A 23479-nucleotide genomic window follows, 5' to 3' on the forward strand; every position below is an offset into this window, starting at 1 on the left:
ATAAGGAATTGAAGCAGATGAAATTACGTGTAATTGCTTTTGGCCTGATGGCCTCTTTCGCTTCTGCCAGCGTGTTGGCTGATGCTTCAAGTGACCTGCAACAGCGTCTTAATAAAGTCAGCAGCTTTCATGCCAGCTTTACGCAAAAAGTTACAGACGGCACCGGTGCAAATGTTCAGGACGGTGAAGGTGAATTGTGGGTGAAACGTCCCAGCCTGTTTAACTGGCACATGACCGCCCCGGATGAAAGCGTCATCATTTCTGATGGTAAGTCGCTGTGGTTCTATAATCCATTTGTTGAACAAGCCACGGTTAGCTTGTTGAAAGATGCAACCAGCAACACACCTTTCATGCTGATTGCGCGTAACCAATCCAGCGACTGGCAGCAATACAACATCAAACAACAAGGTGATGAGTTTGCGTTGACGCCGAAAAACAGCGACGGCAACTTAAAGCAGTTCACTATTACTGTGACTCCGGCTGGCACCATTAATCAGTTCAGCGCTATTGAGCAAGATGGTCAACGCAGTAACTACCAGCTGAAGAGCCAGAAAAACGGTGCGATAAGCCCGGACAAATTTACGTTCACACCGCCTAAAGGCGTAACGGTGGACGATCAACGTCAGTGAGGTTGCGGTGAGTACTCTGTCTCTGGATTTTTCCACCGAAGATTTTAAACCTCTGGCCGCACGTATGCGGCCAGAAACATTGAAACAGTACATTGGTCAGCAACATCTGCTGGCAGCGGGTAAACCGTTGCCACGCGCTATCGAAGCCGGTCATCTGCACTCAATGATTCTTTGGGGGCCACCGGGCACAGGTAAAACCACGTTAGCAGAAATTATTGCGCATTATGGTAATGCCGACGTTGAACGTATTTCAGCCGTGACGTCGGGCGTTAAAGAGATTCGTGAGGCGATTGAGCGAGCACGTCAAAGTAAGCAAGTTGGACGGCGTACTATCCTGTTTGTCGATGAGGTGCATCGTTTTAACAAAAGCCAGCAAGACGCTTTTTTGCCGCACATTGAAGATGGCACCATTACCTTTATTGGCGCCACCACTGAAAACCCGTCGTTTGAACTAAATTCGGCGCTGTTATCACGCGCACGCGTATATCTTCTTAAATCTTTATCCAGTGATGATATTGAACAGGTTCTGAATCAAGCCATGCAGGATAAAGAGCGGGGTTATGGCAACAGTGACATTGTATTGCCTAATAATACTCGCCGCATGATTGCTGAACTGGTGAATGGCGACGCCAGACGCGCCTTAAATACGCTTGAAATGATGGCGGATATGGCGGAAGCCAATGCATCTGGTCTGCGAGAACTCACGCCGCAGTTACTCAATGAAGTGTCAGGTGAACGTGCAGCGCGTTTCGATAATAAAGGCGATCGCTTTTACGATCTGATTTCAGCGCTGCATAAATCAATTCGCGGTTCTGCCCCGGATGCAGCGTTGTATTGGTACGCTCGCATTATTACTGCAGGCGGCGACCCGCTTTATATCGCACGTCGACTGCTGGCAATCGCTTCTGAAGATGTGGGGAATGCTGATCCGCGTGGCATGCAGGTCGCCATCGCTGCCTGGGATTGCTTTACTCGCGTCGGTCCAGCAGAAGGGGAACGTGCCATTGCTCAGGCGATTGTTTATCTGGCGTGTGCGCCAAAAAGCAACGCTGTTTATACAGCTTTTAAAGCTGCGATGCGCGATGCGCGTGATAACCCGGATTATGATGTGCCTGAGCATTTGCGCAATGCGCCGACCAAATTGATGAAAGAGATGGGGCTCGGCAAAGAGTACCGTTACGCGCACGATGAAGTGAATGCGTATGCTGCCGGTGAAGTCTACTTTCCACCTGAAATGGCCCAAACGCACTATTACCGTCCAACTTCGCGTGGCCTTGAAGGTAAAATTGGCGAAAAGCTCGCCTGGCTTGCTGAGCAGGATCAAAATAGCCCGACAAAACGCTACCGCTAAAACAGACGTTGCGGTAATGTGGGCAAGGATTTCAACGTGTTCCAGCTGGAGCACGTCCCTTCATTCAATCAACTTTAATTACACAGGATAAGCATGCTCGATCCCAATCTGCTGCGTAATGAGCCAGACGCAGTCGCAGAAAAACTGGCACGCCGAGGATTTAAACTGGATGTGGATACGCTGCGCTCCCTTGAAGAGCGTCGTAAAGTGCTGCAGGTCGAAACTGAAAATCTGCAAGCCGAGCGTAATTCTCGATCCAAATCTATCGGTCAGGCCAAATCCCGTGGGGAAGATATCGAGCCGCTGCGTCTGGAAGTCAATGTGCTGGGTGAACGTCTGGATGCTGCAAAAGCAGAGCTAGATGAGCTGCAAAACCAAATTCGTGATTTCGCGCTGGCGCTACCTAATCTGCCTGCAGATGAAGTTCCGCTGGGCAAAGATGAAACTGAAAATCAGGAAGTCAGCCGCTGGGGCGAGCCGCGCCAGTTTGATTTTCAGGTAAAAGATCATGTTGAGCTCGGTGAAGCAGCAAAAGGTCTGGATTTTGCTGCAGCGGTTAAACTTACCGGTTCACGTTTTGTCGTGATGCAAGGTCAAATCGCTCGACTGCACCGTGCACTTAGCCAGTTCATGCTTGATCTTCATAGCGAGCAGCATGGTTATCTTGAAACTTACGTGCCTTATCTCGTCAACCATGAGACGTTATATGGCACCGGTCAGTTACCAAAATTTGGCGAAGATCTGTTTCACACTAAGCCGCTGGAAGAAGAATCAGACAGCAGTAATTATGCTCTGATTCCTACCGCTGAAGTGCCATTAACCAACCTGGTTCGCGACGAAATTCTTGAAGAAGAAACGTTGCCAATCAAACTGGCAGCCCATACACCTTGTTTCCGTTCGGAAGCGGGTTCTTATGGTCGCGATACGCGTGGTTTGATTCGTATGCATCAGTTCGACAAAGTTGAAATGGTGCAGGTTGTGGCGCCTGAAACTTCCATGGATGCGCTTGAAGAGTTGGTAGGCCACGCTGAGAAAGTTCTGCAGTTGCTGAATCTTCCTTATCGTAAAGTGTTGTTGTGTACTGGCGACATGGGCTTTGGTTCAACCAAAACTTATGACCTCGAAGTATGGTTGCCTGCGCAAGATACCTATCGTGAGATCTCTTCCTGCTCGAACATGGGTGATTTCCAGGCACGTCGCATGCAAGCTCGCTGCCGTAGCAAGCAAGAGAAAAAGCCGCGTCTGGTTCATACCCTGAACGGTTCTGGACTGGCGGTAGGCCGTACATTAGTTGCGGTCCTGGAAAACTATCAACAGGCTGATGGTCGCATTGCGGTACCCGATGTATTGCGCCCCTATATGAAAGGGATTGAATTCATCGGCTGATAAATTTCAGATAAACAGAACCCGGTTTTGCCGGGTTTTTTTATGCCTTTAGAACGTCAATTAAGTTAGTTAGCAGCGGGAACTTATCACAAATAAACGTTATCGACGCTTTATTCATCGTAAAGCTTAATAATCTCATTATTCATAGAGATAGAAAAATTCTATAGCATCATTAACCGTGCTGTAACCTACTGAAGATTAGTAAATTAAATTGTTAAGCAGCAAAATGTGCTGCACCTTTTTTTTGCCGTTGACTTTAAAAAAGGCAATGGCAAACTGCGCGCAATTTCCTTCATTTCTTTTGGTTTTATCCACTATGTCTACCTGGTCACGTCCTGTGATGTTGCTGCTTTGCGGCTTGCTGTTAATGACGGTTTCAATAGCAGTACTTAACACGCTCGTCCCATTGTGGCTTACGCATGACTTGCTGGCTACATGGCAAGTAGGCATGGTCAGTTCCTCCTATTACACCGGTAATTTAGCGGGCACGCTTTTAGCGGGATGGTTAATTAAAAAGCACGGTTTTAATCGGAGCTACTATTTCGCCACGCTGTTATTTGCGGTGGCCACAGTGTGTCTTGTGCTGCTTGATGGTTTTTGGGCCTGGACTTCGTTGCGTTTTATTGCTGGCGTCGGCTGCGCATTAATGTGGGTCGTAGTAGAGAGCGCATTACTGTGCAGCGGTACGGTACGTAACCGTGGTCAACTTCTTGCCGCTTATATGATTGTTTACTATCTCGGTACGGTCGCTGGGCAGTTGCTGGTGAGTAAAGTTTCGACTGAAGTTCTGAGTGTTATCCCTTGGGTTACAGCGCTGGTTATTTGCGCCGTATTACCCTTGATTTTCACGCGTGTTTCTTCAGAAAGCGAATCAGCTGAAGCGGCGCCAGGTCGTATCTGGCCGATGTTGCGTCGTCGCAATTCTCGCCTGGGTATCAACGGCTGCATTATTTCTGGCATCTTATTAGGCTCACTATATGGCCTGATGCCGCTGTATCTCTCACATCAAGGCATGAGCGATGCGAACGTCGGATACTGGATGGCATTGCTGGTAAGCGCAGGTATTGTGGGACAGTGGCCAGTAGGCAAACTTGCCGATCGCTTTGGTCGCATGTTAGTTCTGCGGGTTCAGGTCTTTGTGGTCATTCTCGGTGCGATTGCTATGTTAGCAAATGCTGCAATGGCACCTGCGCTGTTCGTACTGGGACTGGCGGGTTTTACGCTTTATCCGGTCGCAATGTCATGGGCATGCGAAACCGTTGCCCATCATGAGCTTGTTGCAATGAACCAAGCGTTACTGATGAGTTATACGGCGGGCAGTCTCGCGGGTCCGAGCATGACAGCTATGCTGATGCAAAATTACTCTGACCGTTTGCTGTTTGTTATGATAGCGGCGGTTGCGCTGGTTTACTTAGTGATGCTGCTGCGCAAAGCCGATCAGCAGGCAACACCCGTGGCACATGCCTAAAATCGGGTCATAGACATGAAAAAGGGAGCGAATCGCTCCCTTTTTTGTGCGTGTCAGTTAGTACATGACGTTGTGACCGTAGCTCGCAAGAATGTTTTTTACGCGTTCCATAGTCTCTTTTGACGGGGGTTTTACACCGTCAAGTTTGTACTCTTCACCCATGGCAATCCATTTGTGTTTGCCCAGTTCGTGGTAGGGAAGCAGTTCGATTTTCTCAACATTCTGCATATCCTTAGTAAACTCGCCAAGGCGATGAACAGAATCATCATCATCGGAATACCCAGGAACCACGACAAAACGTATCCACGTTCGCTTGTCTTTCTTCTGCAAATAGCGAGCAAAGTCGAGCGTACGGTGGTTAGAAACACCCACCAGGTTCTGGTGTATATCATCATTCATTTGCTTCAGATCGAGCATCACCAGATCGGTTGCATCTAACAATTCATCTATAACCGGATCATAACGACGCACAAACCCATTGGTGTCAAGGCAGGTATGAATGCCTTCAGCCTGACAGGCCCGAAACCAATCACGGACAAATTCTGCCTGTAGAATCGCTTCGCCGCCCGATGCGGTGACTCCGCCTCCCGATGCGTTCATGAAATGGCGGTACGATAAAACATCCGCCATCAATTCTTCCACTGTGATCTCTTTACCACCATGGGTGTCCCAGGTATCACGGTTGTGGCAATAAAGGCAGCGCATCAAGCAGCCTTGAAAGAAAGTGATGAAGCGGATGCCGGGACCATCAACGGTACCGCACGATTCGAATGAGTGGATACGACCGGTGATTGACATTGCGATGTATTCTCCAGGTAGGCCTGCTGAAGCAGGCAGCACAATCTTTGTCGCGCTTAAAACATTAAATCAATTTTGGTTGCTTCCTGTTAAGAGAGCAACCAAAGCAGACTTTGTATAAAAGGCTCCAAAAGGAGCCTTTTTAACGATTTTAAAGCTGAATTTTTAAAGTGACTGCGTGAAGGTACGCGTAATCACGTCTTGCTGCTGTTCTTTTGTCAGCGAGTTAAAGCGAACCGCATAACCCGAAACACGAATGGTGAGCTGCGGATATTTTTCTGGATGCTCCATAGCGTCTAACAACATTTCACGGTTCATCACATTCACATTAAGATGTTGGCCGCCTTCAATGTCAGCTTCATGATGGAAGTAACCATCCATCAAACCTGCCAGGTTAGCTTTACGTACGTTATCGTCTTTACCCAGCGCATTTGGCACAATAGAGAAGGTGTAAGAAATACCATCTTTAGCGTAGGCAAAGGGGAGTTTCGCTACGGAAGTCAAAGAAGCAACAGCGCCTTTCTGATCGCGTCCATGCATTGGGTTAGCACCCGGTCCGAATGGCGCGCCAGCACGACGACCATCTGGTGTGTTACCGGTTTTCTTACCGTAAACCACGTTTGACGTAATAGTCAGAACTGATTGAGTTGGCACCGCATTACGATAAGTTGACAGCTTCTGGATTTTTTTCATGAAGCGTTCTACTAAATCACAGGCCAAATCATCCACACGTGAGTCATTGTTACCAAACTGCGGATATTCACCTTCAATGTCGAAATCGATCGCCAAACCGTCTTCATCGCGAACTGGTTTCACTTTGGCATATTTAATCGCGGACAATGAGTCTGCTGCTACTGACAAGCCTGCGATACCACAAGCCATGGTGCGGTAAACGTCACGATCATGCAGCGCCATCAACGATGCTTCATAGCTGTACTTATCGTGCATGTAATGGATAATGTTCAGTGAAGTAACATACTGTTTGGCCAGCCAATCCATGAAGTGATCAAGACGCTCCATGACGGTGTCGAAATCCAACACATCATCGGTAATTTTGTCGCCTTTCGGGCCTACCTGCATTTTCAGTTTTTCATCAACGCCGCCATTGATTGCATAAAGCAGCGTTTTTGCCAGATTGGCGCGTGCGCCAAAGAACTGCATTTGCTTGCCAACAATCATCGGGCTTACACAACAGGCGATGGCGTAGTCATCATTGTCGAAATCTGCGCGCATCAAATCATCATTTTCATACTGCAAAGATGACGTATCGATGGAAACTTTAGCTGCGTATTTTTTAAAGTTGATGGGTAATTTTTCTGACCACAAGATGGTCATATTCGGTTCTGGTGAAGGTCCCATGGTGTAAAGCGTATTCAGGAAGCGGAAAGTACTTTTGCTGACCAGCGTACGTCCATCTACACCCATACCGGCGAGGGATTCGGTTGCCCAGATAGGATCACCCGAGAAAAGCTCATCATATTCTGGTGTACGAAGGAAACGCACCATACGCAGTTTCATCACCAAATGGTCAATCAGTTCTTGAGCCTGCTCTTCGTTTAACTTGCCAGCTTGCAGATCGCGTTCGATATAGACATCAAGGAATGTCGAAACGCGGCCAAAAGACATGGCTGCACCATTCTGTGATTTAACAGCGGCCAAATAGCCATAATAGGTCCACTGAACAGCTTCGATTGCATTGGTTGCCGGACCCGAGATGTCGTGGCCATATTTAGCCGCCATCTCTTTGATCTGACCTAATGCGCGATGTTGATCTGAAATCTCTTCACGCAAACGAATGGTTGCTTCGAGGTTGACGCCATTTTCAAGGTCATTTTGCAGAGAGGCAAATTGCGAGAATTTATCAGCCATCAAGTAATCAATGCCATACAGCGCTACGCGTCGATAATCACCGATAATGCGGCCGCGACCATAAGCATCAGGTAAGCCTGTCAAAATACCCGATTTACGGCAGCGCATAATGTCCGGCGTATAAACATCAAACACGCCTTGGTTATGCGTTTTTCGATATTCGGTAAAGACTTTTTTCAGGCCGGCATCAAGTTCACGGCCATATACTTTGCATGACCCTTCGACCATTTTGATGCCGCCAAAAGGGATGATGGCGCGTTTTAGTGGTGCTTCAGTCTGCAAGCCGACAATTTTTTCTAAAGACTTATTGATATAGCCTGCATCGTGAGAAGTAATAGTAGAAGCAAGATCGGTGTCGAAATCTACCGGCGCATGGGTGCGGTTTTCAATTTTGATGCCTTCCAGCACGCTATCCCACAGCTGAGTGGTTGCTTGTGTTGCGCCGGAAAGAAATGATTCATCACCATCATAAGGCGTGTAGTTTTTTTGAATAAAATCACGTACGTCGACGCGATTTTGCCATTCGCCCTCAGCGAATCCTTCCCAGGCCGAAGCCAGTTTTGCATTAAGTTCGGTCATGATATACCTGCCTTATCTAAGAAGACTTTCACATTCAAGCATAAGGAAATACCTTGTGCCGTCCGGATACTGTTAATGCACCGAGTCACCGTCACGTAAATAGATGACCCAGTAAGTCAACCCGACCAGCAGACCACCACCAATGATATTGCCAAGGGTGACTGGAATCAGATTGTCGAAAATGAAGTTATTGACGGAGAGCGCTTGAAATTGCGATGCGCTGGCGCCGGTTGCCTGCCAAAACTCTGGACCAGCAAAATCGCGAATGACGATGGCGAAAGGAATCAGAAACATGTTTGCAATGCTGTGCTCAAAGCCACTGGCGACAAACATGGCAACCGGTAGAATCATCACCACTATTTTATCTGTTAGTGTTCGACCGGAATAACTCATCCAAACTGCCAGGCAGACTAATAAGTTAGCAAGGATCCCTAAACAAACGGCTTCGATAAAAGTGTGATGCATTTTATGGTCGGCTGTTTGTAAGACATTCATACCCCATGCGCCGTTGGCGGCCATGTGTTGACTTGCAAACCACATCAATGCGACGAAAAACAGAGCACCAACCAAATTACCGATATAAACGTTGATCCAGTTACGCGCTAGCTGCCCCCAGCTTATACGTCCGCTTGCTTTAGCAACGACAATTAATACTGTTGAGGTAAAGAGGTCTGCTCCGCCGACTACGACGAGAATCAAACCGAGTGAAAAACAGATACCACCAATCAGTTTCGCGATGCCATACGACATGCCGGCACTGCCTGTTGTAGCAGTAATATAAAAGACGAAAGCAATTGAAATAAAAACGCCAGCGGTTATGGCTAAGAAGAAAGTCGTAAAAGGATGTTTGGTTGCTTTATAAACCCCGGCTTCTTCAGCAACTTTTGCCGTTGCGGCTGGTAGCAATAAATTAAAAGGGTTGTCAGCTTTCACACTAACTCTCTCCAAAAGATGTCTGTGAAAATAGTAACAAAGGAGTATAGGTTAGAAATTGATATGGATCATGTTTGCCGAGGTGATGGGATTTGGAAGGTAATAAATTACTGTTTATTTCATTCAATCTATTGAAAACAAAGATAAAAAATATTTTTAAAATATAAAATATTTTTTTAAATTATTTTAATGGTGCTTTTTATACGACAAGAATGTTTTTTAATTGATAGTAAGGTGTTAAATGAAAGAGTGCTTTTTCAATAGGATGGTTTTATTTTTCACACCGAATTCTTGAGGCGATTTGAAAAAAAGGCACTTCAAAATATCAGTGCCTAAATTTCGTTTTTAGCGTTTTTTATAAATCACAAAACAGCAGTGATTATTTATTTTGCCAATAAAGACGCTTGGCATTTTGCAACTTTTCGTAGGCAGCAAGTAATGACTGATGTGCCGGAAAAGCTTTCAAGTCATTATCAACGGGTTGCAGTCCATTAAACGGTGCTTCGCCACTGATCGCTGCCGAGGCAGCTTCAACCGCTTTTGCGCCATACATACGAGTGAAGGCATGATGATACTGAAGCGGATCACGCTCATCTTCCATTGCCAGCAGTAAGAGAGTTTGCAAGCAGCGATAGTAGTTTGCACGCTCTGGCGTGAAGATTGAGCTGTTAAACTCCATCGTCCATTCAGTCCAGATCAGTGCCTGATCTAAATCACCGCCCGCCAATGCTAACATCGCCTTAAGTTCCCCGATGCGCAGCGTATACCAACCATTATCTTTTCCGGTTGCCAAACCCAGTAGCTCGCGGACGCGAGTAAAATCGTCAAAGCCTTCTTCATCCAGTTGGGCGATCAAATCCAAATATTCCTCTGGATTCCAGTTACTTTCTGGCAAAGCCAATAACGTTTCACGAATGCCAGCACCCATGCTGTTATTGGCCAGCAACAAATCTTCTGCTGGATAAATATCAGACATGCCAGGCACAATAATGCGGCAAGCATAAACACTTAAATGTTCATAGTCGGCAATATAGACTTCCTGATTTTCGCTGCGGAAAATTGCCATTAACGTGTCGAACTCTTGCTCGGTCGTGCCGTCAAATTTCCAGTCAACGAAAGGATAGTCTGCTGTTTCTTTGAACATATCCCATGAAATTAAACCACTTGAATCAATAAAGTGCGTTTCTAAGTTGGCATGTTCTGCCACTTCTTCATCATCGAATGTTGGAGGCGTAAAGACATCTAAATCTTTCAGGCTACGGCCTTGCAATAACTCGGTTACGGTACGCTCAAGCGCAACACCAAAATCTGGGTGAGCACCGAAAGAGGCAAAACAAGTCCCATTTTCCGGGTTGAACAAGACGACACAGATGACCGGATATTTACCGCCCAGCGAGGCATCATAAGCAAAAATTGGAAAACCTTCGTCTTCAAGGCGAGCGATAGCTTCAATCACGCCTGGGTAACGCTGCATAACTTCATCTGGAATGGCGGGCAGGCTGATCGCCTCGGCTATGATGCGATTTTTAATGTAACGTTCAAAGACTTCTGACAAACCCTGAACGCGAGCTTCATTCGCAGTATTACCAGCAGACATCCCGTTTGAAACGTAGAGATTGCCGATAATGTTCATCGGGATATAGACGGTTTCTTGATCGGACTGGCGAGTAAATGGCAGGGCGCAGATACCGCGCTCGCTGTTTCCTGACTGCAAATCGATGAGTTCAGAACCAACCAACGCATTGTCGGGATCGTAGAAAGCACGAAGGCGATTATCAAGAATGCCTTCAGGGAGAGTATCGTCTACAGGTAATGGGAACCATTTCTCATTGGGATAATGGACAAAATCGCCATTCGCGATGGAATGTCCTAACCAGAAGTCAGCAAAAAAGTAGTTAGTTGAGAGGCGCTCGAAATATTCACCTAAAGCGGAAGCCAAAGCCGCTTTTTTGCTGGCACCTTTACCATTGGTAAAGCAAAGGGGGCAATCACGGTCACGAATATGTACAGACCAGACATGCGGGACAGGATTTAGCCAAGAGGCTTCTTCAATATTAAAGCCAAGGTCCTGCAGTTTCTGCTGGAAGCGAGTGATGGAATCTTCCAATGCGGCATCTTTGCCTGGGATAAAAGTTTGCGTCATGGTGCCGCTCTCTCTGTTTTAGGTGTGCGTAAAGCGCGCAATGATACGGACTTTACTGCTTGTTCGCTATTAAGGTGTCATAAATTTCTCCTGGCTATTCTTCACACTTCTACTTATTAACCCACCCGTAAAATCATGACACTCGAGCAGCCTCATAATATTTCGTTGTGCTTTGTATAACTAACATAACCTCCCGAGCGGCAAATTCAGAAAATGTGATGGCTGCCCGATTTGTGATTGCAGCCACCGAGAGGCAGTGATAAAACCGATACGTTATTCATAACCGTTCGATATGACAGTGGTGAGGGGAAATGACGCAAGTTTATAATTTTAGCTCCGGCCCAGCGATGCTGCCGGCAGAAGTGCTCCGTCGTGCAGAACAAGAACTGACAAACTGGCATGGCTTGGGTACTTCCGTAATGGAGATAAGTCATCGCAGTAAAGAGTTTATGCAGGTAGCAGAAGAAGCCGAACAGGACTTCCGTGATCTGCTGAAAATACCCGCTAACTACAAAGTTTTATTCTGCCACGGCGGTGCACGTGCACAATTCGCTGCTATACCCGGCAATCTCTTAGGAAATGCATCCAGCGCTGATTATGTTGACGGCGGCTACTGGGCGCATAGCGCAATTAAAGAAGCCGAAAAATATTGTTCACCACGTACGCTTGATGTGAAAACCACACTCGATGGCAAACGTGCCATTTTGCCGATGAGCGAGTGGGATCTGAGTGACGATGCGGCTTATGTGCATTTTTGCCCTAACGAAACCATTGATGGTATTGCTATTGATGAGCAACCCGATTTTGGTAATAAAATCGTCGTCGCCGATTTTTCTTCGACCATCCTGTCTCGTCCTATCGATGTTAATCGCTATGGTGTGATTTACGCTGGCGCCCAAAAAAATGTCGGGCCTGCGGGTTTGACCTTGGTCATCGTGCGTGAAGACTTGTTAGGCAAAGCGCACCCTTACGTTCCGTCAATTCTTGATTACCAGGTTTTAGCGGAAAATGGTTCAATGTTTAATACACCGCCAACCTTTGCCTGGTATCTTTCAGGTCTGGTCTTTAAATGGCTAAAAGAGAAGGGCGGCGTCGGTGAGATAGATAAGATCAATCAAGCTAAAGCTGACTTGCTGTATGGCCTGATCGACAAGAGTGATTTTTATCGCAATGATGTCGCGACTAAAAACCGTTCACGCATGAATATTCCATTCCAGTTAGCTGATGCATCGTTGGATAAAGTCTTTCTGGATGAGTCATTGAAAGTTGGCTTGCATGCTCTGAAAGGCCATCGTGTTGTAGGCGGCATGCGAGCCTCCATTTACAATGCAATGCCTTTAGAGGGTGTCAAAGCCTTAACCGATTTCATGATTGATTTTGAACGTCGCCACGGCTGATTATCAATGACATGCCAGCCTGAATGTTGGCACCAGACCCCGTCTTCAGGCGGGGTTTTCGTATTTTTTTGAGGATTTCGTTTCACATGCAGGACTCCCTGACTTTACAACCCATTGCGCGCGTTGACGGTACCGTTAACTTGCCTGGCTCTAAAAGCGTGTCGAACCGTGCATTGTTACTAGCTGCACTGGCAAAAGGCACCACCCGACTGACTAATTTGCTCGACAGCGATGATATCAAGCATATGCTGAATGCGCTTAAAGCGCTGGGTGTGAGTTACTCTCTTTCTGATGATCGTACTGTTTGTGAAGTCACGGGAAACGCAGGGCCGCTACTCTCATCTGAACCACTGGAGTTATTTTTAGGCAACGCGGGTACAGCAATGCGTCCGCTTGCAGCCGCACTCTGCCTGGGCCAGCAAGATGTTGTATTGACGGGTGAGCCTCGGATGAAAGAGCGCCCAATTGGACACCTGGTTGATGCTTTACGTCAGGGCGGAGCAAAAATCGACTACCTTGAAAACAATGATTATCCTCCAATTCATCTGCAAGGTGGGTTTACGGGTGGTGAAGTCAGTGTCGATGGAAGTGTATCCAGCCAGTTTTTGACCGCATTGCTAATGACGGCACCCTTGGCCGAGCAGGATACTTCTATCAATATTAAAGGCGAGCTGGTTTCTAAGCCTTATATTGATATCACTTTGCATCTGATGCGCAGCTTTGGGGTTGATGTTGAAAACCAAGGTTACCAGCGTTTCATCATTAAAGGTCAACAACAGTACCAGTCGCCAGGCGACTATCTGGTTGAAGGCGATGCCTCGTCGGCTTCTTATTTCCTGGCTGCGGCAGCCATTAAAGGTGGCACGGTGCGCGTTACAGGCATTGGCCGTAATAGTGTGCAGGGCGATATTCATTTTGCGGATGTGCTGGAAAAAATGGGCGCGCACGTTGAATGGGGCGATGACTACATTGCCTGCACCGCTGGAAAATTGCAGGCTATTGATATGGATATGAACCATATTCCTGATGCGGCAATGACTATTGCTACTGCAGCATTATTTGCAGAAGGTACAACCCAGCTGCGTAATATTTACAACTGGCGTGTAAAAGAAACCGACCGTTTGGCCGCAATGGCGATTGAATTACGCAAAGTGGGAGCTGAAGTTGAAGAGGGCCATGATTACATCCGTATCACGCCGCCAACCTCATTAACACATGCTGACATTGGTACATATAACGATCACCGCATGGCAATGTGTTTTTCACTGGTGGCGCTCTCCGATACACCAGTAACCATCCTCGATCCAGGTTGTACGGCTAAAACGTTCCCTGATTATTTCGAACAGTTGGCTAAGATTAGTCATAACGCCTGATAATCATAATCCGACGTTCCATGCGTCGGATTCCTTCTTTTAAATGGCAGTGCCTCGCCAGAAATCCTCTGATTTACCTGTAATTTCTAACGCCGTCTACGCTAAGGGGTAACTAAGCTGGCTCAGGCCGCGTATAATGCTTGCCATTATTAGGGCTCAAAAGCCAAAAGACGCGCGGTAACAGGAGAGAATAATGACGGCGACTGCCCCGGTTATAACTATTGATGGACCAAGCGGTGCGGGAAAAGGCACCCTGTGCAAAGCGATGGCTGAATCCTTGCAATGGCATCTGCTTGACTCGGGCGCGATTTATCGTGTTCTGGCGCTGGCTGCATTACACCATCAAGTTGATATTGAATCAGAAGAAGCGCTGGTTCCGATTGCCGCTCACCTTGATGTGCGCTTTGTATCGCAAAGTGGGGAAATGCAGGTCATCCTTGAAGGAGAAGAGGTAACCGGTGAAATCCGTACTCAGGAAGTGAGTAATACTGCTTCGCGTGTTGCGGCTTTTCCACGTGTTCGTGAGGCTCTGCTGCGACGTCAGCGCGGTTTTCGCGAAGCGCCAGGATTGATTGCCGACGGACGTGACATGGGAACCGTTGTTTTCCCAGATGCACCGGTAAAAATCTTCCTGGATGCAAGTTCGGAAGAACGTGCTCACCGCCGTATGCTACAGTTGCAGGAGAAGGGCTTTAATGTTAACTTTGATCGCCTTTTAGCCGAGATAAAAGAGCGCGATGATCGTGATCGCAACCGTGCAATTGCGCCTTTAGTTCCTGCGCAAGATGCTTTGGTTCTGGACTCAACGCAAATGTCTATCGAGCAAGTTATCGATAAAGCATTGAAATATGCTCGTGAAAAATTGGGCATTTAATATCTCGGTGTGACAGAATTTAATAACCCTGTACCAAGGACCCGGTGCTGGGCATGTGAAACAACCCCATCCGACATGAAGTCAGATGGACGTTAAATTGAAGAATCCTGAAGATTATCAATATGACTGAATCTTTTGCTCAACTATTTGAAGAATCCCTGAAAGAAATCGAAACCCGCCCGGGTTCCATCGTTCGTGGCGTTGTTGTCTCAATTGACAAAGACGTAGTTCTGGTTGATGCGGGCCTGAAATCTGAATCTGCAATTCCTGCAGAGCAGTTCAAGAACGCAGCCGGCGAACTGGAAATCCAGGTTGGCGACGAAGTTGACGTTGCTCTGGACGCAGTAGAAGACGGCTTCGGTGAAACCCTGCTGTCCCGTGAGAAAGCTAAACGTCACGAAGCTTGGATCACGCTGGAAAAAGCTTACGAAGAAGCAGAAACTGTTACCGGTGTTATCAACGGCAAAGTCAAGGGCGGCTTCACTGTTGAGCTGAACGGTATTCGTGCGTTCCTGCCAGGTTCACTGGTTGACGTACGTCCAGTTCGCGACACTCTGCACCTGGAAGGCAAAGAGCTTGAATTCAAAGTAATCAAGCTTGATCAGAAGCGTAACAACGTCGTGGTTTCACGTCGTGCTGTTATCGAATCTGAGAACAGTGCTGAGCGCGATCAGCTGCTGGAAAACCTGCAGGAAGGCATGGAAGTTAAAGGTATCGTTAAGAACCTTACTGACTACGGTGCATTCGTTGATCTGGGTGGCGTTGACGGCCTGCTGCATATCACTGATATGGCGTGGAAACGCGTTAAGCATCCAAGCGAAATCGTGAACGTGGGCGACGAAATCACTGTTAAAGTGCTGAAGTTCGACCGCGAGCGTACTCGTGTGTCTCTGGGCCTGAAACAGCTGGGCGAAGATCCATGGGTTGCTATCGCTAAGCGCTATCCAGAAGGCACCAAGCTGACTGGTCGTGTTACCAACCTGACTGATTACGGCTGCTTCGTTGAAATCGAAGAAGGCGTTGAAGGTCTGGTACACGTTTCAGAAATGGACTGGACCAACAAAAACATCCATCCGTCTAAAGTTGTAAACGTAGGCGATGTGGTTGAAGTTATGGTTCTGGACATCGATGAAGAGCGTCGTCGTATCTCCCTGGGTCTGAAGCAGTGCAAATCTAACCCATGGCAGCAGTTCGCAGAGACCCACAACAAAGGCGATCGCGTTGAAGGTAAAATCAAGTCAATCACTGATTTCGGTATCTTCATCGGCCTGGACGGCGGCATCGACGGTCTGGTTCACCTGTCTGACATCTCCTGGAACGCGACTGGCGAAGAAGCCGTTCGTGAGTACAAAAAAGGCGACGAAATCGCTGCTGTTGTACTGCAGGTTGATGCAGAGCGCGAGCGTATCTCACTGGGCGTTAAACAGCTGGCAGAAGATCCGTTCAACAACTACATCACTTTGAATAAGAAAGGTGCAATCGTCACCGGTAAAGTGACTGCAGTTGATGCTAAAGGTGCTACAGTTGAATTAGCAGACGGCGTTGAAGGTTACCTGCGCGCTTCTGAAGCTTCGCTTGACCGCGTTGAAGACGCAACTCTGGTTCTGAATGTTGGCGACGATGTTGAAGCTAAATTCACCGGTGTTGATCGTAAAAACCGCGTAGTTAGCCTGTCTGTTCGTGCGAAAGACCAGGCTGACGAGAAAGAAGCTATCAATACTGTTAACACCAAACAGGAAGAAAGCAACTTCTCTAGCGCTATGGCTGAAGCGTTCAAAGCGGCGAAAGGCGAGTAATCGTCTTAACGCACCGGGCGGGAAACCGCCCGGTTTCGGTAAAAGGCTGTCATACATTCCAATAGGGATTAACCGGAGGTTAAATGACCAAGTCAGAACTCATTGAAAGACTGGCGGGCCAGCATACTCATATACCGGCGAAAGTCGTTGAGGATGCGGTAAAAGAAATGCTTGAGCACATGGCCACAACGTTGGCACAGGGCGAACGCATTGAAATCCGGGGATTCGGCAGCTTTTCATTGCATTATCGCGCACCGCGCACGGGCCGTAACCCTAAAACGGGTGACAAAGTGGATCTGGAAGGTAAGTATGTTCCCCACTTCAAGCCAGGCAAAGAATTGCGTGATCGTGCAAATATCTACGGTTAAGCCGATACCGAATCGCATAAACGACATCTTTGGATGTCGTTTTTTTTTGCTTTAAATTCTTTTTGCGAGTCAACGTCCAAATCAACGTTCTGCAAGATGCAAAGCATCACTCTTCCTACATAACAGCGTCCAAAGTCTTAAATCCCACCTTTTAAATACGTCATAGCTTGTCAAACTGCTGAAATCATTTAGATGGATTGCATTATGTTGACATGGACTGCATTAGCTCGAATAACGATTATCGCCGCTCTCCCTTTACTGGTGTTGCCTCAACTGCCAGCAACGGGAATTTTGCTCGCTTTATTCTGTGCTGCGGCCGTTTTACTGCAGTTCCGTATACAACCAATACGTATAGCGGGCATTGCGCTCTTGTTACTGGTGTGGATGCTTCACGATGCTCGCCTGATCGTTGATGATATTGAAAAGCTGACTATCAAGCCTCAACAGTTCTATGTCCTTGTTGATGAGGTTCGTCAGGAAAATAAACAAATTAAAGTCAGGCTTTTAAAAGAGGGAGATCACTTTATTTTCCCCCCACGTTTTGCCTGGCTCTCATTTGATAGTGATAGCCAAAAGTATTGCCCCGGACAGCGCTGGAGCATGCAACTTCGGCTGCGTGCAGTGCATGCACGGTTAAACGAAGGAGAGTTTGATAACCAGCGTTTTGCATTGGCTAATCACACCCCACTGCAGGGGCGAATCATAAAACAAGATGCGGAATCATCCGCATGTAGTTGGCGCTGGCAATTCATTAAACATCATGAGGCGCAAATCGGGTTTCTTTCGCAACAGGCCACGCTTAAGGCTCTGGCTTTTGGCATCCGCAATGACCTCAGCAAAACGACTCGTCAGCTGTTGCGTGACACCGGAACTGCACATCTCATGGCCATTTCAGGTATGCATATAGCGCTAGCGGGTGGAGTGGGGTGGCTGTTAGCGCGAGGTATACAATTTCTTTTACCGGCACACCGCATCGGTTACCTGTTTCCTCTTATCGCCAGTTGGATTTTAGCTGCAACTTACACTTGTTTATCAGGCGGGCACGCGCCTGCTCAGCGAGCCTTGTTAGCATTAACGATTTGGATAGCCACGCGTATTGCGGGTGCTCAACTAAACGGCTGGCAAATATGGACGTTATGCATTGGCTTGCTATTAATTACGGATCCATTAACTGTTCTTTCAGAGAGTTTTTGGCTTTCAGCTTTAGCGGTGGGCATGCTGTTAATTTGGTATCACTGGTTTCCTTTACCGGTTCGTTTTCATCAGCGACGTTGGTTATTGCTGCAATTATTGCATTTACAGATTGGCATGATGATTTTAATGGCACCGCTGCAGGTCACTCTTTTTAATGGCATCAGCGTAACGGCATTGGTTGCCAACTTGATTGCAGTGCCGGTTATCTCGTTCATTACCGTTCCGTTGATATTGCTTGCCATGATGCTGCCGTTTTCCTCAGCCTCTGTACTCATCTGGTGGTGTGCTGACTCAACATTGCGTGGACTTGTCTATGTTTTGACGCTTCTTCCTACTGGCTGGTGGCCATTACATAACGCTTTATTGCTCGCGCTTCTTGTTTGGGGTGGGTTAATTATCTGGCGGGCACAAATCTTTTTTAGTGCACCACTTAGCTGCTGTGCTATCGCCATTGCAATGCTATTAAGCCGTCAGGAGAAAATTGAACAGGGCTGGCGAATCGATATGTTAGATGTTGGGCATGGTTTAAGTATCGTAATCAGTCAGGGCAGAGAAGCCATTTTGTATGATACCGGCCCACGCTGGAAAACAGATGATGCAGGAGGACGCGTTGTCATTCCCTGGCTTGAGCGTAAGCAATTGCAGTTGCAGCAGATCATTCTCAGCCATAAACATCTCGATCACAGCGGCGGACTTGAATCCATAAAACAGCGCTGGCCGCAGATTCAAGTGAGAAGCGCATTAAATAATGTTGAACATTTATCGTGCATTCGCGGAACTCAGTGGCAATGGAAACAGCTGCATTTTCAAGTCTTGTGGCCGATAAACGCGTCTGCATCTGGAAATAATAACGACTCATGCGTGATCAGCGTAGATGATGGGAAGGTTCGACTGTTGCTCACAGGCGATATAGAAGCGATAGCAGAGCGCCAACTGGTTGCGTTAGAAAAGCATAATTTAAACGTCGATATCGTGCAGGTTCCGCATCATGGTAGCCGAACATCCTCATCATCATTGTTCTTGCGAAGCCTGAATGGCCATGCTGCGCTGGCTTCCGTAGCACGTTATAACGCCTGGCGCATGCCTGCAAAATCGGTACTGGAAAATTACCAAAAAACGGGCTTTAACTGGTTTGACACAGGTCAGTCAGGTCAAATAAGTCTCTTCATTAATAACGGTGAAATGCGTGTTGCGACGCTAAGGGAACAATTAATGCCCCGTTGGTATCATCAGTGGTTTGGCGTAAAACGCGAATCCAGGTAGAATGGCCGGCTATTTCCAACAACGTGAATAAATAATGCATCAAGATAAAGATCTCTCAACCTGGCAGACATTTCGTCGACTCTGGCCGATGATCGCGCCGCATAAAGCGGGTTTATTTGTGGCTGCGATAGCCCTGATACTCAATGCCGCAGGCGACACCCTGATGCTTTCACTGTTGAAGCCTTTACTGGATGATGGCTTTGGCAAAGCAGACAGATCAGTGATGCTGTGGATGCCGTTAGCCGTAATTGGCTTGATGCTGATACGAGGCGTAACCAGCTATATCTCTAGCTATTGCATTTCTTGGGTCTCGGGAAATGTAGTAATGAGAATGCGCCGTCGATTGTTTAGCCACATGATGGGAATGCCGGTCGCCTTTTTTGATCAGCAATCGACCGGGACACTACTGTCGCGTATTACCTACGATTCTGAACAGGTCGCCTCTTCTTCTTCAAGTGCGTTAGTCACTGTAGTGCGTGAAGGTGCATCAATTATCGGCCTGTTTATCATGATGTTCTATTACAGCTGGCAGCTGTCATTGATTCTGATTGTGCTGGCTCCGGTTGTTTCGTTTGCTATTAGACTGGTCTCTAAGCGCTTTCGTAACATCAGTAAGAACATGCAAAACACGATGGGGCAGGTGACAACCAGCGCGGAACAGATGCTTAAAGGCCATAAAGAAGTGTTGATCTTTGGCGGTCAGGATGTGGAATCTGAACGCTTTGGCAAAGTCAGTAATCGCATGCGTCAGCAGGGCATGAAGCTGGTTTCAGCCTCATCCATCTCTGATCCGGTGATTCAGCTGATCGCTTCACTCGCATTAGCATTTGTGCTCTATGCGGCGAGCTTTCCAAGCGTAATGGACACATTAACGGCCGGTACGATAACCGTCGTGTTTTCATCAATGATCGCCTTGATGCGCCCACTGAAATCCCTGACCAACGTTAACGCCCAGTTCCAGCGCGGCATGGCTGCTTGCCAAACGCTGTTCTCAATTCTCGACAGTGAGCAGGAAAACGACAACGGCTCGCGTGAAATCACTCGCGCTAAAGGCGACATTGAGTTCCGCGAGGTGACCTTCACTTACCCAGGGCGTGATACACCTGCGCTGCGTAACATCAACCTCTCGTTACCTGCAGGTAAAACGGTTGCGCTGGTTGGACGTTCCGGTTCAGGTAAGTCAACCATGGCAAGCTTACTGACACGCTTTTATGACATTCAACAGGGTGAGATTTTGTTGGATGGACATGATTTACGTGAATACACGCTGCGTTCGCTGCGTAACCAGGTTGCGCTGGTATCTCAAAATGTACATCTGTTTAACGACACGATTGCGAATAATATCGCTTATGCGCGTAGTGAACAGTACAGCCGTGAAGAGATTGAGAAAGCGGCAACAATGGCGCATGCAATGGACTTCATCAACAAGATGGATAACGGTCTGGATACGATCATTGGCGAGAATGGTGTGCTGCTATCAGGTGGTCAGCGTCAACGTATTGCCATTGCGCGTGCATTGCTGCGTGACTGTCCGATATTGATTCTGGATGAAGCGACGTCAGCGCTTGATACCGAATCAGAGCGCGCTATTCAAGCTGCGTTGGACGAACTGCAGAAAAACCGTACCTCATTGGTTATCGCGCATCGCCTTTCTACCATTGAAAAAGCCGATGAAATTGTAGTGGTTGAAGATGGGCAGATCGTAGAGCGTGGAACCCACGCAACGCTGCTGGCAGAGAAAGGGGCTTATGCTCAACTTCACAAAATGCAGTTTGGCCAATGATTGAACGTATCTGGAGTGGACAATCGCCGCTGTGGTTGCTGTTATGGCCACTAAGCCTGCTCTACGGGGCGATCTCTACTTTGATTCGTTACAGCTACCAACGAGGCTGGCGTAAAAGTTGGCGAGCGCCGGTTCCGGTGGTGGTGGTGGGGAATCTCACCGCGGGCGGTAACGGTAAAACGCCTGTGGTGATCTGGTTGGTACAAGCATTACAACAGCGTGGCTTACAGGTCGGCGTAGTTTCACGCGGATACGGCGGTAAAGCTGATCATTACCCGCTGCGGGTGAATGCTCACACCTCCACCGAACAAGCGGGTGATGAACCGGTTCTTATTGCCCAGCGCACCGGGGCACTCGTCGCGGTGGCTCCGAAACGACGTTTAGCTATTGAAGCATTGCTTGAAGGTGGCGACATTGACGTTGTTGTGACTGATGACGGATTACAACACTACGCGTTGCAACGTGATAAAGAGATCGTAGTAGTAGATGGCGTACGTCGTTTCGGTAACGGTTGGTGGCTACCCGCAGGCCCGATGCGTGAGCGAGCTTCACGCCTCAAAGAAGTAGATGCCATTATCGTCAATGGTGGTGAAGCACAGCCGGGTGAAATGACGATGTTTTTACAGCCCGGTCAGGCGACTAATTTACTCACTGGCGAGCAGCTATCCATCCAACAGCTTGAAAATGTTGTGGCAATGGCCGGAATTGGCCATCCACCTCGCTTTTTCACTACGCTCAAGCAGCAGGGTTTGACGCCACTAGCGGAAATTGCCTTTGCCGATCATCATGCTTACAGCAAAGATGAATTATCACGTTTGCTTTTAGCGGGTCAGAACCTGCTTATGACAGAAAAAGACGCGGTGAAATGTCGGGCTTTTGCGCAACCAAACTGGTGGTATTTACCGGTTGATGCTGATTTGCGGGGTGAAGGTGTTGAGCCTTTGCTGAATGATATTGAACAACTTTGCCGTAAACCTTCGCCTGATCCGCATCATTAATTACAGGTGATCTCGGATAAGGAAGAGGATGAACGTTACACATTCACTTTCGTTACAACAGGCTCGAAATCTTCATCTTGCTGCGCAGGGAATGCTGCGCGCACCTCTTCACCGCGCACGCTTTCAAGATCTTATTGATTGCGTCTCGCGTATGTCACTGCTGCAAATCGATACCATTAATGTCGTGGCGCGAAGTCCCTATCTGGTGCTATTCAGCCGCCTTGGCCATTATCCCTCATCATGGTTAGAGCAGGCGCTGAAGCAGGGCGAATTGTTTGAATACTGGGCGCATGAAGCGTGCTTTATTCCTCGCGCGGATTACAAACTGCTGCGTCATCGCATGTTGTCACCCGAGAAACTGGGTTGGAAATATAACGCAACCTGGATGAGCGAACATCAGCAAGAGATTACCGATCTGCTTGAACACATCAGGCTAAATGGCCCTGTAAGGGCTGCGGATTTTGCGAGTGGCGACAATCATAAACCAGGCTGGTGGGCATGGAAGCCGCATAAACGGCATCTGGAAAATCTCTTTAGCGCAGGGGAATTGATGGTAGCAGAAAGGCGAAATTTCCAACGCGTTTATGATTTACGCAGCCGCGTAATGCCTGAGTGGCAAGATGAATTACATAGCATTGATGAAACTGAGGCGATCAGCCTCATGCTACTCAATAGCGCTCGCAGTCTGGGAATTTTTCGCGCCGCCTGGTTGCCTGATTATTACCGCCTAAAGCGTGTTGCGCTTAAACCCTTTTTAACGCAGATGCAGGCTAATGGTGACATTGTGGCCGTCAACGTGGCGGGGCTCGGTGAAATGTGGCTGCATCGTGATTCTCTTTCGCTGCTTGATTCCCCTCTTTCCGCCAGTCACAGCGCACTGTTATCACCTTTTGATCCCGTGGTATGGGATCGTAAGCGTGTGCTAGAACTGTTCGATTTTGATTACCGCATCGAGTGTTATACGCCTGAAGCGAAACGTAAATATGGCTATTTCGTATTGCCTTTCTTGCATCGCGGCCAGATTAAAGCACGGCTGGATGCACGCATGGTGCGTAAATCCAACCAGCTCGTGATTAAAAACCTATGGCTGGAAGATAATACACGTCTGACCCCCTCATTTATTCAGGATTTTCAGCGTGCCATTACGCGGTTTGCAGCCTGGCAAGATGCAGAACAGGTTATTATTGAACAGGCTCCAAAAGCGTTGCTTTCTGCATGGAGTTCGTCGTGGAGCGTCAACAGCAAGGGTGCGTAACCTCATCTGGTTTCCGTACAGT

At 47.7% G+C, this 23479-nt stretch carries 17 protein-coding genes; 13 read left to right on the forward strand and 4 right to left on the reverse strand.

The genetic code is table 11. From position 1 onward, the window contains the following. Positions 1-17 precede the first annotated feature (17 nt). The 4 genes from lolA to ACF2G4_RS02475 all read left to right on the forward strand — a co-directional run bounded on the left by lolA (position 18) and on the right by ACF2G4_RS02475 (position 4834). Positions 18-629: an outer membrane lipoprotein chaperone LolA gene (gene lolA, locus ACF2G4_RS02460; RefSeq protein ID WP_243078248.1), complete on the forward strand. Its 612-nt coding sequence runs from the start codon at positions 18-20 to the stop codon at positions 627-629. 7 nt (positions 630-636) lie between these two features. Continuing rightward, positions 637-1980 (forward strand): replication-associated recombination protein A, encoded by a 1344-nt coding sequence (locus ACF2G4_RS02465; protein WP_243078247.1) that lies wholly within the window; start codon positions 637-639, stop codon positions 1978-1980. Between the two features lie 93 nt (positions 1981-2073). Beyond that, the gene (serS, locus tag ACF2G4_RS02470) at positions 2074-3366 is read left to right on the forward strand and encodes a serine--tRNA ligase (protein ID WP_243078246.1); all 1293 of its coding nucleotides are present in this window, start codon (positions 2074-2076) and stop codon (positions 3364-3366) included. A 316-nt stretch (positions 3367-3682) separates the two neighbouring features. Further along, complete coding sequence (locus ACF2G4_RS02475) at positions 3683-4834, forward strand: MFS transporter (protein ID WP_215847197.1); 1152 nt, start codon at positions 3683-3685, stop codon at positions 4832-4834. Between the two features lie 57 nt (positions 4835-4891). Here the strand turns inward: ACF2G4_RS02475 and pflA are convergent, their stop codons facing one another. From pflA to ycaO, 4 genes are all read right to left on the reverse strand, one after another. Continuing rightward, a complete protein-coding gene (pflA, locus tag ACF2G4_RS02480) occupies positions 4892-5632 on the reverse strand; it encodes a pyruvate formate lyase 1-activating protein (protein ID WP_215847196.1) in 741 nt (246 codons plus the stop codon). Positions 5633-5797: 165 nt separating this feature from the next. Continuing rightward, a complete protein-coding gene (pflB, locus tag ACF2G4_RS02485; protein WP_243078245.1) occupies positions 5798-8080 on the reverse strand; it encodes a formate C-acetyltransferase in 2283 nt (760 codons plus the stop codon). Positions 8081-8152: 72 nt separating this feature from the next. Continuing rightward, the gene (gene focA, locus ACF2G4_RS02490; RefSeq protein WP_409075452.1) at positions 8153-9013 is read right to left on the reverse strand and encodes a formate transporter FocA; all 861 of its coding nucleotides are present in this window, start codon (positions 9011-9013) and stop codon (positions 8153-8155) included. 379 nt (positions 9014-9392) lie between these two features. Further along, a complete protein-coding gene (gene ycaO / locus ACF2G4_RS02495; protein ID WP_332627488.1) occupies positions 9393-11156 on the reverse strand; it encodes a 30S ribosomal protein S12 methylthiotransferase accessory factor YcaO in 1764 nt (587 codons plus the stop codon). 311 nt (positions 11157-11467) lie between these two features. On the opposite strand from ycaO, the gene serC reads away from it, so the two are divergent. From serC to ACF2G4_RS02540, 9 genes are all read left to right on the forward strand, one after another. Beyond that, positions 11468-12553 carry a 3-phosphoserine/phosphohydroxythreonine transaminase gene (gene serC / locus ACF2G4_RS02500; protein ID WP_215847193.1) on the forward strand — a complete coding sequence of 362 codons (1086 nt, stop codon included), beginning with the start codon at positions 11468-11470 and terminating at the stop codon, positions 12551-12553. 86 nt (positions 12554-12639) lie between these two features. Next, positions 12640-13926, forward strand: coding sequence for a 3-phosphoshikimate 1-carboxyvinyltransferase (gene aroA, locus ACF2G4_RS02505; protein WP_332627490.1), 1287 nt, complete (start codon positions 12640-12642; stop codon positions 13924-13926). Positions 13927-14119: 193 nt separating this feature from the next. Next, on the forward strand, positions 14120-14800 hold the full coding sequence (gene cmk / locus ACF2G4_RS02510) for a (d)CMP kinase (protein WP_215847191.1): 681 nt from the start codon (positions 14120-14122) through the stop codon (positions 14798-14800). 122 nt (positions 14801-14922) lie between these two features. Beyond that, complete coding sequence (gene rpsA, locus ACF2G4_RS02515) at positions 14923-16596, forward strand: 30S ribosomal protein S1 (RefSeq protein ID WP_215847190.1); 1674 nt, start codon at positions 14923-14925, stop codon at positions 16594-16596. Positions 16597-16679: 83 nt separating this feature from the next. Continuing rightward, complete coding sequence (gene ihfB / locus ACF2G4_RS02520) at positions 16680-16964, forward strand: integration host factor subunit beta (protein WP_003849360.1); 285 nt, start codon at positions 16680-16682, stop codon at positions 16962-16964. A 204-nt stretch (positions 16965-17168) separates the two neighbouring features. Then, positions 17169-19421: a DNA internalization-related competence protein ComEC/Rec2 gene (locus ACF2G4_RS02525; RefSeq protein WP_409075453.1), complete on the forward strand. Its 2253-nt coding sequence runs from the start codon at positions 17169-17171 to the stop codon at positions 19419-19421. Positions 19422-19455: 34 nt separating this feature from the next. Then, positions 19456-21204, forward strand: coding sequence for a lipid A ABC transporter ATP-binding protein/permease MsbA (gene msbA / locus ACF2G4_RS02530; RefSeq protein ID WP_215847189.1), 1749 nt, complete (start codon positions 19456-19458; stop codon positions 21202-21204). Beyond that, on the forward strand, positions 21201-22202 hold the full coding sequence (gene lpxK / locus ACF2G4_RS02535; protein WP_409075454.1) for a tetraacyldisaccharide 4'-kinase: 1002 nt from the start codon (positions 21201-21203) through the stop codon (positions 22200-22202). Before msbA ends, lpxK begins: the two co-directional genes overlap by 4 nt. A gap of 28 nt (positions 22203-22230) precedes the next feature. Continuing rightward, positions 22231-23457, forward strand: coding sequence for a winged helix-turn-helix domain-containing protein (locus ACF2G4_RS02540; protein WP_409075455.1), 1227 nt, complete (start codon positions 22231-22233; stop codon positions 23455-23457). The last annotated feature ends 22 nt before the right edge of the window (positions 23458-23479 follow it).

Origin of the sequence: Pantoea phytostimulans, assembly GCF_046118715.1 — a bacterium.
Lineage (GTDB): Bacteria > Pseudomonadota > Gammaproteobacteria > Enterobacterales > Enterobacteriaceae > Pantoea > Pantoea phytostimulans.